This is a genomic window from Actibacterium atlanticum (genome assembly GCF_000671395.1).
In the GTDB taxonomy this organism is placed as follows: Bacteria; Pseudomonadota; Alphaproteobacteria; order Rhodobacterales; family Rhodobacteraceae; genus Actibacterium_D; species Actibacterium_D atlanticum.
In genome coordinates, this window is the sequence record NZ_AQQY01000001.1 from 575,494 (window position 1) to 591,129 (window position 15,636).

General features: G+C 59.9%; 13 protein-coding genes. All 13 read left to right on the forward strand.

The features are described from left to right. Window positions 1–65 precede the first annotated feature (65 nt). Complete coding sequence (locus tag ATO10_RS02900) at window positions 66–857, forward strand: AfsR/SARP family transcriptional regulator (RefSeq protein WP_162174075.1); 792 nt, start codon at window positions 66–68, stop codon at window positions 855–857. Between the two features lie 164 nt (window positions 858–1,021). Then, the gene (locus tag ATO10_RS02905; protein WP_035247736.1) at window positions 1,022–1,231 is read left to right on the forward strand and encodes a hypothetical protein; all 210 of its coding nucleotides are present in this window, start codon (window positions 1,022–1,024) and stop codon (window positions 1,229–1,231) included. A gap of 34 nt (window positions 1,232–1,265) precedes the next feature. Beyond that, the gene (locus ATO10_RS02910; RefSeq protein ID WP_035247738.1) at window positions 1,266–2,876 is read left to right on the forward strand and encodes a phage tail sheath family protein; all 1,611 of its coding nucleotides are present in this window, start codon (window positions 1,266–1,268) and stop codon (window positions 2,874–2,876) included. Window positions 2,877–2,894: 18 nt separating this feature from the next. Further along, a complete protein-coding gene (locus tag ATO10_RS02915) occupies window positions 2,895–3,422 on the forward strand; it encodes a phage tail protein (RefSeq protein ID WP_035247740.1) in 528 nt (175 codons plus the stop codon). Window positions 3,423–3,434: 12 nt separating this feature from the next. Then, window positions 3,435–4,100, forward strand: coding sequence for a hypothetical protein (locus tag ATO10_RS15855; protein ID WP_051597903.1), 666 nt, complete (start codon window positions 3,435–3,437; stop codon window positions 4,098–4,100). Next, window positions 4,097–4,852 carry a hypothetical protein gene (locus tag ATO10_RS02925; protein ID WP_035247741.1) on the forward strand — a complete coding sequence of 252 codons (756 nt, stop codon included), beginning with the start codon at window positions 4,097–4,099 and terminating at the stop codon, window positions 4,850–4,852. The genes ATO10_RS15855 and ATO10_RS02925 overlap by 4 nt, the downstream gene beginning before the upstream one ends. Before the next feature lies 1 nt (window position 4,853). Beyond that, complete coding sequence (locus ATO10_RS15860; protein ID WP_051597904.1) at window positions 4,854–6,113, forward strand: Pvc16 family protein; 1,260 nt, start codon at window positions 4,854–4,856, stop codon at window positions 6,111–6,113. Continuing rightward, window positions 6,113–8,002, forward strand: a complete 1,890-nt coding sequence (locus ATO10_RS15865) for an ATP-binding protein (protein ID WP_051597905.1) — start codon at window positions 6,113–6,115, stop codon at window positions 8,000–8,002. The genes ATO10_RS15860 and ATO10_RS15865 overlap by 1 nt, the downstream gene beginning before the upstream one ends. After that, complete coding sequence (locus ATO10_RS02940; RefSeq protein ID WP_035247743.1) at window positions 8,002–8,265, forward strand: hypothetical protein; 264 nt, start codon at window positions 8,002–8,004, stop codon at window positions 8,263–8,265. Before ATO10_RS15865 ends, ATO10_RS02940 begins: the two co-directional genes overlap by 1 nt. Then, window positions 8,262–13,523, forward strand: a complete 5,262-nt coding sequence (locus ATO10_RS15870; protein WP_051597906.1) for a hypothetical protein — start codon at window positions 8,262–8,264, stop codon at window positions 13,521–13,523. Before ATO10_RS02940 ends, ATO10_RS15870 begins: the two co-directional genes overlap by 4 nt. A gap of 18 nt (window positions 13,524–13,541) precedes the next feature. Next, on the forward strand, window positions 13,542–14,189 hold the full coding sequence (locus ATO10_RS02950; protein ID WP_035247745.1) for a CIS tube protein: 648 nt from the start codon (window positions 13,542–13,544) through the stop codon (window positions 14,187–14,189). A 9-nt stretch (window positions 14,190–14,198) separates the two neighbouring features. Continuing rightward, the gene (locus tag ATO10_RS02955; RefSeq protein WP_035247764.1) at window positions 14,199–14,492 is read left to right on the forward strand and encodes a hypothetical protein; all 294 of its coding nucleotides are present in this window, start codon (window positions 14,199–14,201) and stop codon (window positions 14,490–14,492) included. A 4-nt stretch (window positions 14,493–14,496) separates the two neighbouring features. After that, window positions 14,497–15,636 (forward strand): hypothetical protein, encoded by a 1,140-nt coding sequence (locus ATO10_RS02960; RefSeq protein WP_051597907.1) that lies wholly within the window; start codon window positions 14,497–14,499, stop codon window positions 15,634–15,636.

The window sequence follows — 15,636 nt, forward strand, 5'->3', positions numbered from 1 at the left end:
AAAGGTGCTTTTCGGTGTCTGGTTCTTGCGACTCTCTTTCTGTTTCGATGTTTGGACCGTTGTCCTTGCGTCTTGGTGCCGCCCATATCCCTCTGACCCTGACCGGTGCGACACGCGATCTTCTGGCTGTTTTGTTGACAAGATCGGGTAACACGCTGCGCCGCGAGGTGCTGATTGATATGATCTGGCCCAATGCCACGCCTGCGCGTGGGCGCTCGGCTTTGAATACCGCGCTTTGGCGCATCAACAAGCTGCTGGAGCGCGCGCCAGGGTTGTCTTTGCGCAGTTTCGACGATGTGGTGGTGATGGACTTGGCTGACGACACCCATGTCGACATCTGCGATTTGCGCCGCAAGTCGTTTACCGCGCGTCGCCAGTTGAATGATGCAGGCAGGGTAGAGCTGTCTTTGCGTCGGGCGCTTGGTGATCTGTTGGCGCGCTGTGATGGGATTTTTCTTGAGGGGTTTGAGTCCCAATGGGCGCTGGAAGCCCGCGCCGAGGCCGAGACGGCCCGTTTGACAGGGCTGAACGTGCTGATGAACGAGGCCGAACTGCGCGGAAATCTGGATGATGCCATCGCCTGGGGGCGGGCCATCTTGCAGGTCGATCCCCTGAGAGAGAAAACCTATCACACGCTCATGGAACTTCAGGCCCGAAACGGGGAACGCCACCATGCGATCCTGACCTATGAACAGCTGCGCAACATTCTGCGCGAGGAATTGCAGATGGACCCTGATCCTCAGACCCTTGCGCTGCGGGATCGGATTCTTTCGGGAAAACTGACGCGCGTTGCACTGGAACGCGCACCGGCAGGCACACATCCCGATCAAATCGCGACGCCTTTGCCTCAGCTCTGACACACACCGGATTGTGGTTCTCTGACACCCGTCTTTGGCGGGTGTCTTCGCACGTGTGTGCCGCGCTTGTCTTCGGTGACGGGCCTGTGACGCAGGGCATAGCCCCCGGTGACGTCAGCCCGATCCATGCGCCTTAATCTGCCCCTATCAACAGGAGTGGTGACGTGCCGCCAAAACAGCCTCTGCCGGACGATAGCGACGATGACACTTTGGTGTTCGTCTTGCGCGTTGCGCCGGATGCTGGCTGGGCCGAAGTGGAACATGTGAACACGGCCCGAATAAGCCGCCATAGCGCGCTGAAATCGGCTCTGGATCGCGTGGTTCAGATCGTTCAGGGCGGCGCCCCCGACAGCGAAGACACACTGTGGCACTGACCATACCCGCCGCCAGACAGGAGTAGGACCGAAGATGCTAGTCAATCAGTTTCCGGGCGTACACGTAAAGGAGATCCCAAGCAGCGCGCGCCCGATTGCGTCGATCTCGACCGCAAACACCGTTTTCATCGACGTGTTCAAACGCGGCCCGATGAACAAAGCGGTGCGGATCACGTCTCTGGGTCAGTTTACCGAGGAATTTGGCGGGCTATGGAGCGAAAGCGAGGCCTCTTTCGCCATTCAGCAGTATTTTCTGAATGGTGGCAGCGTGGCCTATGTGATCCGTGTGGGCGTGGGCGTGGCTGCGCAACCTTTCCGCGCGGCGACCGGTAAGATCACAGACGATGTCAGCGAAGGCGCTGGCAATGATGCTATCTCGTTTGAGGCGGTGACCGAAGGGAGCTGGGGAAATGATCTGCGCTTTGGTGTCGGGACCGGGACAGGAAATACCTATGACCTGATGATCCGGCTTTACGATGGCGCCACGGTGATCGTCGAGGAGATCTATCAAGGCATTGATCACGCCGCGGCGGCGGGCAGCGAGAACCATATTGAAACCATGGTCAACGGCGTTTCGGCCTTGGTTACGGCCACCAAAGAAGGGGGCTCAAAGCCGCTATTCACCGACAGCGCCGATAATCAGGTCACGCTGGACGCGCTGAAAGACCTGACCAAAGCTGACCTGATTGCCGGTACCAATGGGCGTGATGGCTTTACGCCGTCGGTCAGCGGATCGCAGCAACGGTTGGTGACCGCAGTGCTCGGCGATGGCGCGACCCGCACCGGCATGCATGCGCTGGAAAACATCGTCCCTGAAATTTTCAACATCATGTGCCTGCCGATCTCGACCTATATGAGCAAAGAGAACGCCAAGACGCTGTATGAAAACGCGTTGAAGTTCTGCAAAGATCGTTTTGCGTTTTTGATCGTCGATCCCAAGAAGGCGGTCACTCATGACTCGATCTATGCCGATTGGTTTGATGCGATGGGTCTGGCGAAGTCGCCCAATTCGGCCGGGTACTATCCGGCCCTGAGCTTCAACGATCCGTTCAAAGAGGGCAGCACGCGCACCGTTGGGCCATCGGGCATGATGGCTGGGATGATGGCGCGTACGGATGCCACGCGTGGCGTTTGGAAAACGCCCGCGGGAACCGAAACAAGGTTCGGCGGTGGAACACCTGAACATATTCTGACCGATCTGGAGCAAGAGCCCCTGAACCGCTTGGGCGTGAATGTCCTGCGTACTTTCCCGATCTATGGAAGCATCGTGTGGGGCGGGCGGACGCTGGTTGGGGCGGACGCAGAAGCGCATGAATACAAATATGTCGCCGTTCGGCGCACCGCATTGTTCATACAGCAAAGCCTGCAACGCGGGCTGAAATGGACAGTGTTTGAAGGCAATGACGAACAGCTTTGGGGCCAAATTCGCATGAACGTAAAGGCCTTTATGCAAAGCCTGCACCGGCAGGGCGCTTTTCAGGGCAAGGCTGCCGATGATGCGTATCTGGTGAAATGCGACTCTGAAACCACCACGCAGGCCGACATTGATCTGGGCATCGTCAACCTGCTGGTGGCCTTTGCGCCGCTCAAACCTGCCGAATTCGTCGTGTTGAATTTCAAGCAGCTGACCAAGCTGCCCGAGTAACCCCAAGGAGGAGAGATCATGGCAAGAGTATCGTCCAACGGGGTTCGACTGGACCCGTATCTGAACAGCAAATTCCGCATTCTGATCGACGGCAAGACCGTGGCAGGTGTGTCCAAAGTGTCGGCGCTGAAACGCACGATCGAAGTGGTGGAACACCGCTCGGGGGGGGATCCTTCGACCAGCTACAAGATGGCCGGTCTGGCAAAGCACGAACCGATCACTGCGGAGCGCGGCATTACCCATGCGGTCGAGTTTGAACAATGGGCCAACAAGGCCTGGAACATCCGAAATGACTTTGGCGAAGAAGTGTCGCTGGATGACTTTCGCAAGAACATCCAGCTTGAGATGTACAACGAGGCCGGGCAACTGGTCATGCGCTACAACATTTACAACGCCTGGGTGTCCGAATTCCAGCAAACCCCTGAATTGGATGCCGGGGCCTCGGCGATTGCGATTGAAAGCATCAAGATCGAGCACGAAGGCTTTGTGCGGGACTATGATGTGACCCCGCCCACAGAGCCTGCTTTCACCGATCCGGCACAATAAAGGCGCTGTCCCATGCGCCTGACTGAATCCGATCTGGTAGGTCTGTTTGACCGGTTCGAGCACGGCCGCGAGGCTGAACGCTCGGCCGGGTTACTGGCGGCGTTGTGCCCTGAACGCACGGTGGGCGATGTTTCGCTGGGCGATCGGGATCGGCTGTTTTTAAAGGCCCGGCGCGAACAGTTTGGTGCGCGTGGGGTGCAGGCCAAGGTCCAGTGCGGCGGATGCGGTGAATGGATGAGCCTTGATCTGGGGGCGGGTTTTACACTGCCGCCCAAGGTTTCGGACACGGCGCAGGTTACCTTTGAAGGCACGGCTTATACCCTGCGATTGCCCTGTCAGGATGACCTGCTGCGCACGCAGGGCGGACAGTTTCCTATGGCGCTGCTGTGCCCTGATGCGCCTTGGGAATCCGACGCGTTTTGTCAGGCCGCCGAAGCCGCGCTGGACGCCGCCGATCCGGGGCTTGATCTGGTCTTTGATCTGACCTGCCCGGAATGCGGAGATCAGACGGAATGCGGCTTGGATACGCTGGATTTCCTGTGGCGTGACGTTGAAGCCTGCGCCTTGCGGTTCTTCGCAGATGTCGGGGTTCTGGCACGCGCTTTTGGTTGGAGCGAAGCAGAAACCGCAGCCCTTAGTCCGCGCCGCCGCCGCCGATATGTGGAGATGGTCACATGAGCGGGATGTTTGACCGGTTGGGCCAGAAAGGCGACGGGGCAGGGGGCGTTGCCATGCTACGTCCGATTCAGGTGCCCAGTTTCGGCCCGTCAGAACTTATCGAAGACGAAGCGCCGATTGCTGACGCCCCTTCGGCTGCTGTTGTTGAGCCAGTGCAACAGGCCCAACCGCAGCCCGCGCCTCCAACGCATTCGAGCGAAACTATTTTGTCGCGCGAAACTGAAACGCATCACATTGTTCAGCCACCTGCGCGCCCGGTGTGGGCGGACAGATCGGACCTGCCCGACCCCAAAGCCACCACACCCGCCACGCCACCCTCCCTTGCAGAGACGCCCAAGGCGCCGGCTCGTTTCACCGCCCCGCCGCCCATTATCGAACAAGGCCCCCGCCATAGGGGTGATCGGCACGATGACGCAGGGCCAGACCGTCCAGACACCCCGACAGCGACAGTCAATTCTGAGCCTCTGACAAAGCCTGTGGTGAATGCGCCTGAACACATGCCTACCCAGATGCAGGCGCCAGTAAGGCCCCCCGACATCGCGCCGCCGAGCGTGCCGGTTTCGCAAGCACCGCCCGTGGTGGCAAAATTGCCCTCAGTGACGCCGGTGTCGGTGAAAATCGGGCAGATCAGTGTCACGGCCCCGGCCAGCCCGTCTGCGCCGCCGCCACCGCAGTCAGTTGCGGCGCCTGCTGCGGCGCCAAGCTCTCGCCCGGGGCAGGCCCTGACGAACTATCTGGGGTGGAGGCGTTGAGATGACAGCCATGGCCATAGCCGCGGTAACGGCAACGCTGAAACAACGGCTGCACAGCACGCTGGACCCGATCTTCAGCGCGGCTCTGGGTACGTTTTCGATGACCAGCAAACCTCTGGATACGGCGATTGGTGAAACCGACAAGAACCAGCTGAACCTGTATCTGTGGAAAGTGGCGCGAAACCCTGCGTTTGAGAACGAACGCCTGCCCGCCCACAGCGGGGCCGGGGGGCGGGTCGATCACCCGCGTCTGGCGCTGAACCTGCACTATGTTCTGAGCGCGACCGGCACCGCCGACCTGTATGCCGAAATTCTGCTGGGCCATGGCATGCAACTGCTGCATGAAACGCCGTTTCTGCGGGGGTCTGAAATCACTTCTGCCCTGTCGGCCACCGCCACGGCAGCGGGGACCGCGCAGCTGAAGACGCTGTATGAATCGGTCCAGATGGGGGATCAGATCGAAAGCGTCCGCATCACCCAGTCGGCGCCCGACGATGACGAAATCGGCAAGGTCTGGCCCGCGTTCAGTGCGTCGCTCAGGATGTCGGCTTTTTATCAGGTGTCGCTGGTTTTGCTGGAGCAAAGCTATGACTTCACCCCCGGCCCGCCCGTGCGCGATTATGCAATTGATCTGCAAACCCTGCGCCGGCCAAATATCAACCGAATTGTCCCGCAACCGGGCGCGTCTTCGGCACCGTTGATGCCGGGTGTGCCGATCTCGGCGGGTAGCCGGGTCAGTTTGCTGGGGTCCGGTCTTGCCTCGTCGGATATGCGCGTAATGATCGGCGATCAAGAGGCCGATCTGACGGGTGATGTCACCCTTGGCGCGCAGCAGCTGTCGCTTTTGGTGCCCGCTGATCTGATGCCGGGGCTTAAGCTGGTGACGGTTGAACATCTGAAGGCGCGCAATGGCGCTGAACCTCTGGTTTTGGAACGCTCCAACGCGCATCAGATGCTGGTGATCCCCGAAGTAAGCGCTGCTGCGATATCACAGATGGCTGCGCTGCCGGACGGCGCGGCCAGCGGCAAGATCACCCTGACGGTCGATAATATGCTGGCCCCGGGCAGCAATGCGTGGCTGTACCTAACGCCCACAGATGACACCAAAGCGCCACAGGCCGTGAAATGGGAGGGGTCTGAAACCGCGACCTCAAGTATCGTCTTCGATGTGTCTTCGTTGGCCGAGGGCGAAGTCACTTGGGTACTGTCAGTTGACGGTGCTGAAACTGCGGCTGACACGCTGGACTTTGAGGTGCCGTGATGGATGGATCGCCGCGTCTTGAGTGGCATGCAGGAAATGCTGAGGTAACCGCGCTGGCCCTGCGTCGCGCGTGCCTGCAGGTGCAGGGCGAAGACTCTCAGGCGTTGCATTTTGACCGCCAAAAACAGGTCATCGAAGGGCGGATGCCTGCTGTGTCGGCCCTATCGCGGATTGCGGTGCTGTTTGGCCTAGATGCGCTGGCTTGTGATGTTCTCACCCTCATCGCGCTGTCAGATCAGCCTCCCGCTTTGTCTGCGCCTCTGCAAGAACATCCCCTTAGCAATCTGGGGCGCGCAACACGAGGAGTGATTGAAGAGGTGTTAGGGCCGGGGAGCACGGCGGCCTTGGCGCCGTCTGCGCCGCTGATGGCGCAAGGGCTGGTCCATGAGGCACCGGGGCGCCTGTTTGAACGCCCGATGAGCCTAAGCACGTCGGTGTTGGAAGCATTGCACGGGCGGACAGCCCATGATCCGCTGTGGCATGACGTGACCCATGCCCCCGCAGATGGTCCGGTTCCCCAAGACGCGGCCACCCGGCTTGCACGGGCATTGAGCGCCGCCATGGGGCAGGGGGTCGCGCCGGTGTTTTATACCCATGCTCCGGCTGCGCAGGCAGAGCCGCTTTTGGGCGCGGTTGGCGCAGCCTTGGACTTGCCGGTGCGGGCGTTGAACCTGGCCGATGTTCCGGCGCCCGGTGCGGAACGGGCGGCGATGCTGCAAGCGTTGCGGCGGGATGGCCGGCTGAACGGTGTGGTGATCGTCTGCGACGCCCCTGAAGGGCTGGTTCCCGACTTTGGCGTGCCCTTGTTGCTGGCGGGTGTTGCGCCGGATGCCCCGCTGCGCGAAGGCGCGGTTTGCGTGCCGGTTCCGGCTGCGCATCCCATGGGGAGCGCTGATTGGCAGCCGTTGCTGGCGGACAATCTGGCCAAGGCGCAAGCGGCCGAAGTCAGCGCGACCTATGCCCTTAGCCCGGCGCAGGCACGGCGCGCTGCCGGGGCGCTGGCCTATGGCATGGCGGATGATCTGTGGCAGGCGGTGCAGGCTCAATCCAGTTCCGACATGGGGCCTCTGGCCCAGCCGATCGCGCATTTAAGCCAATGGGACGATCTGGTTTTGCCCGATCAGCCGCTACAGGCGCTTGAACAAATGACCCACTTCCTTGCCCATCGCCATCAGGTCAATGTCGAATGGGGTTTTGCCGGAAAAACCCCGCGCGGACTGGGCATGGCGGCGCTGTTTCATGGGGTTAGCGGCACGGGGAAAACCACCGCGGCCGAAGCCGTCGTTCGCCGCATGCAAGAGGTGCAAGGCACGCAGATTACGCTTTATCGCGTGAATGTCGCTGCGCTGGTTTCAAAATATATCGGCGAAACCGCCAAGAACTTTCAACAGGTCTTTCAGGCCGGTGCTGCAAGCGGTGCGGCATTGGTCTTTGACGAGTGCGAGGGGCTGTTTGGTAAGCGCACGGCACAGACCCGCGACAGTCTGGACAAGCACTCAAACGCCGAGCTTGGGTATTTGCTGCAATGTCTTGAGTCCTATCCCGGCATCGCCATTTTGACGACCAATATGCGCGATGCAATTGACGATGCGTTTTTCCGTCGGTTCCGCTTTGCGATTGAATTTCCATTTCCCGACGAAGCTCTGCGGCGCCAGATTTGGGAACGCGTGATTCCCGATGCTGTACCGCGCGACGGGGTGGATGTGGGGGCGTTGGCGGGCCTGTCTTTGGCCGGCGGGCACATTCGTGCAGTGGCGCTGAACGCCGCCTATCTTGCCGCCGCGCAACAGGCGCCTTTGACCATGTCCCACATGGCCGCAGCGGCGCGGATGGAGTTCGCCAAGCTGGAACGCCCGGTTCCTGAGCATCTGCTTGCAGGGTGGGGCTGATGCGAAACGGCGGCGCCATAAGCTTTGATCTGGAGGGAATTCGGTTTGACGGTTTCGGCGAGGCGTTTGCAGAACGCGCCACTTCAGCGCTGAAAGATGGATTGACCACAGGGCTGAACGATCCGTCAATTCAACAGGCCTTGGCCGAGAGCGCGGATATCAACATCGAACAGCTTTCGCTGGATGGGCTGGATTTCAGCACGCCGGATCGGTTGGGGCTATCCTTGGCGCAGGCCATTTTGCATCGGGTGGCGGGGCGATGAAGAGCGCTCAGCTCACACACCAGCCCTCTGAGGCAAGGAAACACCCGGCGCGCGCGCGCAAGGTCAAGCCTGAACCTGCGCCCGTGATCGACTTTGCCAATGCGCGCTTGCCACGCGGGGACACCGCAAATGTGATCGACCTGCAAGAGCGCTCAGGCCCGCCAGAACTGTTTGCTGCGACTTTGGCGCTGCGGCGCGCTATCAGCCAAGCCGGGCGGCATGACTTGCCCAAACGCGAGGCGCTGGAGGCGCATTTTGATCGCTCTTTACGTCAGTTCTCGGCTGTTTGGTCGGATGAAATATCCCATATTCTAAAAGCCTTAGGTGCCGAAGCTGCGGTCTTGGGTGAAAAGATGATCCTGCCCCGCGCGGACGTCAGTTTTGAAACGTTGCTGCACGAAACGGCGCATTTGTTGCAGGTGACAACAAGTGGGGCGGTGAATGACAATCTTGCCCCTGCCGAGGCCGAAGCCGAAGCCCGGGTCGACGCGCCCGGAGAGGTGCATGCGCGTCTGGCCCCGGATCAGTTCGCCTTTCGCGATACGCAGGTTCCTGGGGATGAAAAGACCGAACTTGAATCTCGGCAGGCGTTTCACGCAGAGAAGGCCACGCAAGAGGTCAAGGACGGTGGGGGCGATGACGCAGAGGCCAAAGATACTGTTCAGGATGAATCGACAGTAAAACCCGAGGAAGCCACTTCAGAACAAGAAGTTACGGATCAAAGTTCAGGTGAAGGTGCCGCCCCGCAACCCGGCCTGGAAAGCGAAGTTCCGCCGCTGCCAGAAGAGGCTCAGGCCGCAAAGGACTCTTTTGATGCCTCTGTCGCTGCGCTGTCTGAGGCCGCCACGCCCGAGGCTTATCTTGCAGCGTTCACCGCCGCCCCACCAAGTTTGAAGGCCGAAAAAGCCCCGACTTTGGACGCAGATCTGGCAGCAATAAGCAGCGATGAGGCCAAGGCCTTTACCGACGCGCAACCCGACTTTGAGGCGACGATATCGGGAGAAGAGGCCCCGCCTGCACCCGCCGAAATCGCTGTGCCCGACGTCATCGCGCCCGAATTAGAGGTGGCTCCGCCCGCGCTTGCGCCTGAGCCCGACATTGCCCCGACCGCAGTCGTGGAAAAATCCGATGGAGAGGCCTTTGCCGGTGACTGGCGTCCGCCCGCCGCCGAGCGCGCTGATCCTGCCGAAGTGGCTGGTGCGATCAAGAATGTGAAGACCACGGCGGATGTTGAAACCTCGCCCGGGCCCGCGCCCTCGGTGCCGCTGCAAGGGGAATCTGACCCGGCACGGGCAGGCGCGCAACGCGAGGCCGCGTCTCAGGATGCCGCGGTGAAACAACAGCAGGCGGCACAGGCGGTGATTGAGGGCAAAGGCCCCGAACAGATCGCCGCCAAAGAGGCGAAAGAGGCTGTGCCTTTGGAGCTTGAAGCGCCTCAAACTCAGCTGGATGCAATGGCGCCAGTGGACGGCGCGCAAGAGTTTCTGAATCAGCCTTTGGATGGGGATACAAAGGCAGTGTTTGACGCCCATCACGACACCGCCATGCGTGACAGCCTTGCGCAATCGCAGGCCGAAATGGAGGCGATGGTGGCCGAGCGCGATGATAAACGCGAAGCCGAGACCACCAAGGCGCGGGCAGACGTGGCGCAGGCCGAGGCAGATGCCAACGCTCAGCAGGCGGACGAGATGGCGAAGTCCCGTCAGGCCATTCAGGACAAACGACAGGAAACGCTGAACGAGCAAGACGCCGCTGTCAGCCAGATGAACGAAGAGGCCAAGGCCGAAGACGCCAAAACCCGGGATCAGATCGACGCACGGGTGCAGGAAGATGAAGCCAAGATTGCCGCCGATTTCGCACAGGCGGAAAAGGACGCCGACGCCAAGCTGAAAGAGGGCGAGGACAAAGCCGAAGCCGAAAAGAAACAGGCCGAAAAGGACGCCGAGGACAGCAGCTGGTGGGATCGGGCGGTCAGCTGGGTGTCAGAGCAGCTGTCGAAATTGGGCGAAGCGATCGGTAAAATCTTTGATGCTGTGCGGGCGGGCATCAACACGATCCTCGATGGCGTTAAAAACCTGGCATTCGCCCTGATCGACGCCGCGGCCGGTTTCATCAAAGGCGCCATCGCGCTTTATGGCGAGTTTCTGAAGCTGGCGGTCACCAACCTGATCGGCGCAGTGTTTCCAGAGCTGGCGCAAAAGCTGAATGCGTTCATCGACGAAGGGGTCAAAGCGTTCCAGGCGGCGGTCGATAAGGTTGCCGCGGGCATGAAAGCCGCCGTGAACGCGGTGGTCGAGCTGTACAAGGCAGCGCTGAACGTGATCCTCAATTTTGTACAGGGGGCGCTGAACACTGTGCTGGCGGTCGCGCAGGCGGCCTTGGCCGGCGACTGGGGAGAGGTCGCCCGGCTGATCATCGAGCCGATCCTTGCGATGTTGGGCATCAACAAGGATGATTTCTATGCCTTCATCGGCAACGCCACCGAAGGGCTGATGAAGATCGTCAACGATCCATTGGCCTTTCTGGGGCATTTGCTGGACACGGTGGTCGGGGGCTTCAAGCTGTTTGGGCAGAATTTCGTCGATCACCTGATTGGCGGGATTATTGGCTGGCTTACAGGCGCTTTGGGCGGTGACATTACCATCCCGAAAACCTGGGACTTGTTGGGCGTGTTGGATTTGGCGCGTCAGATATTGGGCCTGACCGTCGATATGCTGCGCAAGATCGCGGTGCGGATTCTGGGCGAGGCCGCGGTTGAGAAGATCGAGTTCTTTATTGACTACGCGCAAGAGCTGATCACCGGCGGCTGGGGCGCGTTCTTCACCAAGATCAAAGACGATCTGGGCAGCCTGTTTTCCATGGTGATGGGGGAAATCACCACCTTCCTGCTGGAACGTGTGGTCAAGGCCGGGATCGTTTGGCTTGCCAGTCTGATCAACCCGGCGGGGGCTTTGGTCAAGCTGGTACTGATGATCTGGGATTTCGTGATGTGGATGAAGGACAACTTCATGCGCTTTGTCGATATCATCAAGACGGTGGTGAACGGCATGGTCGACATCGCCCATGGCAAGATCGAACCGGCCTCTAAGGCCATCGAACGGGTGCTGGGCAACCTATTGGCCCCGGCGATTGATCTGATCGCGCGTCTGATCGGTCTTGGGAATGTCGCAGGCCGCGTGCGCAAGATCATCGAGAAAATCCGCAAAACCATCGAAGATGCGGTGGTCAAACTGATCAAGAAAGTGCTGGCCAAGTTCACCGGGAAGGGCGGCGGCAAAAGCGCCAAGCAGGATGACGACAAAGCCGCGTCCGGGGATTTGATGAACCCGATGGCCTTTAAGGGCGCGGGTGAAAGCCACACGCTTTATCTGGAGAAACGCGGCAAGGACGTGGTCCCGATGATGCGCTCCACCCCGACCGAAGTTGGCGTTTGGCTGAAAGGGCTGCGCGAAGAGGCCAACGTGCGCCCTTATGTCGAACGCGCGGCGCGCGGTGAGGCCAAGAAAGACCCTAAGCTGTCAGAACTGACCAAAGCGCGCACCCAGGAGGTGGGGGAATTGATCCCGGCGGCATTGAAAGAGGTTGGGCAGCTAGACGCCGAGGGCGAGCAGGCTTTGAAGGCCGAGGAAAAGAAAGCGGCCAATCTGGCGAAAGAAAAAGGCGATGTCGCACAAGAGGCGCAGGAAACGGTCAGTGCGCTGGAACGTATTCTTAAGGCACTTGGTGTCGAAGCCGAGGAGGCAGAGCTGGCGATCAAGTTTGGACCACATCTGGACAAGATCGATCCTGCCTATCGCGACAGCGTCAAGTCGCAAACTGTTTTGAAAATCAGCAAGGATGCGACCAAGGCCCCAAAATATACTGCGATGACATGGGCGCAGTTCACGGCCGGTGTTTCGAATGATCAAAGCATTTGGCCCAAGGGGTGGAATGAACCGCTGCATTCGGGCGGTCCGTTGCGGGCGAATAAGGCGTTCATGGACGAGGTGTTCTTACATGCTGCAGCGGTGACGGCGACGCCTTCGGAAGATTACGCCAACCAGACCTATGCGCAGCTCTTTCCGGTGGCCGAGCGAGACAAGCTGCAGACAGAGTTTGTGAAGTCTTATTTAATTGCGAGCAGCAAGGATCTGGGGCTCTTGCGCATCTTCGTAGAGCAGATGCTGGACCCGGCCCCAGCCTCCTATAACGCGTGGCTATTCTCGGCTTTCAAAGCGGTGATTGAAGAGGCACTGAAGCGTTTCGCCAAGAAAGGCACCAAGCCTAAACCGGACCAGGAGTTCAAAGACGCGGTCAAAGACGCGCCGTTTAAAGGCCCGGATGGGGTGTTTGCTTCGGGAGAATATCAGACCAAGACCTATTTCTTTCCGGCTTCTATGAAAGCCAAAGACGTACGCATTCCCGATTTCTTGGACGCAGGAGTATCGAAGAATTTTCAGGGCAATATCACCCATATGGCAGATCGTATTCGCGCGGCGGATAAGGGGAAGCACGAATGGCTCCCGGCCTCGTTAGCCGTGAAGGCGATGGAAGAGGCGGTAAATCTTGTCGGGACGCCAAAGTTTGGACCGGCGGCAGAGGGCTATGCTGACCTTCTGTATTTCCAGCACCATGTGCGCACAGATACTTCGCATATCATTTTTGATCCAGCGTACGTGGAAAAGAACAAGAAAATTCAGCGCGCTGACTATCTGTCCAAAGGGCACGTGGCAGCATTGAAGGAAGGAACACTGTCCACGACGGCCCCCCTGACCGAGGATCAGAGAAAAGAGTTCTATCCCGACAATAAGAAGGGTGAGAAAATCCGGGTTCTGCAGGGGCACGCAGGCGGCATTTATTATCGCGAAGGCATCTATAACGATGCAGGCGCCCTTGTCGGTGTGAACTACCAGGTTTCGCAGGGGCTTTCCTCAACCTGGCATGGGTCGAAAGGGTCCGGCAAAGGGGTTTTCGGCCTGGCCGAAGAACTGTTCGCCAGCGGCGTCGACAACACCACCATGAACAAATTCGGAAACGCCATCCTTGGTTATTTCAAAGAGACGGTTCTGGACGAGCAGTCAGACTATTCCAAGCTTACGAAAGCGGAAATCGGGTTTGGGCCTTTTGAGCTTTACAAGTTCTCGAACTCGGAATTGGGCGAATACAGCGATTTCAACGCCATGATGACCGCGATCATCGCGAATTCGAAGCAAGAAGAAACCGATTTGCTGGGGCGGATTCAAACCGCGATCCCCGGATTCACCACGAGCGGCAGTTAACACCATGGAGGGCAGATCATGAGCAAAATCCCCGGTCAGGGCCGTGTTTCAAAAGCGGCGGTGGTGGTGTTTGAGCCCAATGACCCAACGCCCAAGGTGATCGCGTTTCAGTTCAACCCGGAAACTCTTAGCCGCGATGTGAAAGCATCAGCGACCGAAACCTCAGCGCGCTCTGATGCCTTCCGGCTGACCGGCGCGCCTGTGGAAACCATCAAGATGGATGCGATTTTCGATGCCGGGGCAGATGGGGCCTCAAGCGGGGTGGCGGGCGCCGGGCTTGGGGTCTATCCGCAGCTTGCTGCGTTTGAGATGTTGATTACCCCGCCCAGCGCGCGGGTCATCGCCAATACCTTGGCGCTGGCTGCGGGCACGATCGAGATTTTGCCCGCAAAGGCGCCGTTTACCATCCTTGTGTGGGGCAATCGGGTTTTGCCGGTTCGGGTCAGCGGCTTTGCCATTACCGAAGAAGCCTTTGACAGCCGCCTGAACCCGGTTCGCGCTAAAATCGGATTGGAATTTAAGGTGCTGACCTATTCCGATTTGGAACGCAGCCACCCGGGATATGCGATGTATCTCAGCCATCAGATTGTCAAGGAAACCCTTGGGCGCATGGCGCAGGGCTTTAGCAAGGCCACGATTTTGACCCAGAAAATCAGCTCGAACTAGGGGGATAATATGTTTTCTGAAAACAGCCGTTACGCGAATTTATCGACCAAAAGTTTCACCCGCTCGGACGGGGTTGAAGTCCGCTATGTAAGTCGCCGGTTTGTGCCAAGGCCCGAGGATCTGACCTTTGCTGGTTTTGAAACCGTGGGGCCCGCAGAGCGCCCCGATCATGTCGCCCATCGCGCCTATGGCGAGCCCGAGTCTTTCTGGCGACTGGCGGATGCGCAGCTGTCGTTTGACGCGTCTGATCTGACACGTGCGCCGGGGCAGCGGCTGCGCGTGCCCATGGTTATGCCGGAGTAGGGCGATGATGGCTCCGGGCGGTGTCAAACTGAACCTTTTGATGGGCGCAGTGGTGCCCGTACCGCCACCTGTTTGGGTGGTCGAGGCCCTGCAACAGGCCGAGGTGGCCGTATCCGACAGCGAGCCATCCGGGTTTTCCTTGGTCTTTCAGTTGGGCAAAGATCAAAGCGTTGCGGGGCAGGTGCCCTTGCTGACTCATCCGGCGGTGCAGCCGGGCGCGCGCGTGGTGCTGAGCGGGCTGATCGGGGCGCGGATGGTGGTGTTAATTGATGGCATCATCGAGGACGCCAAATCCGAGCCGGGCACCGAAGGGGCAGGGGGGACACTGACCTTGATGGGGCGTGATTTGACCGCGCTGATGGACAAGGAAGAAAAGCAGGTCGAATACCCGGGCATGGGGGCCGATGACATCGTGCGCCAGATCTTGGCGGGCTATGCGACGCAGGGGGTCGTGCCGGATGTGCGGGCACCCGTGGCCTCGGACCGGGCGTCCCCAACGGAAACCAAACCAGTGCAGATGACAACGGACCTGAAATACATTCAGGAACTGGGCGCCCAGCATGATCATGTCTTGATGATCCGCCCGGGGCCGCAGCCCGGCTTTAGCCGCGCCTATTGGGGCCCCCCCCCGCGTGGAGAGACGCCGCAACCGGCGATCACCGTGGATATGGGCCCCGAAAGCAACGCCACTGATCTAAGCTTTGAAAGCACGCCGGGGCAGGCTGGCGATGTCGCGGGCGAAAGCGCTGATCCAACGACAGGCCGCGTGGTGCCCGTCGAAACCATGACCCCCAGCCGGGCGCCTTTGTCGGCCAACCCCGCGCTGATGAACCCCGACACCAAGGCCAAGCGCCTGCTGCGCCCGCGCCCACGCCAGGGTGCGGCGGCTGCGATGGCCGCTGCCGCTGCGCAGGCCGCGCAATCCAGCGACACGGTCAAGGTCACCGGCACGCTTGATCTGGGCCGGTATGGCCGGGTGTTGCGCCCCAGCGGTCTGGTCGGGCTGCGCGGCGCAGGTTTTGAACACGATGGCCATTATTACGTGCGCGACGTGATCCATTCGATCGCGCGCGGCGCCTGGAGCCAAGCCTTCACCCTTGTGCGTGACGGCACGGGCACCACCACCATGACAGTAAGGACCTGA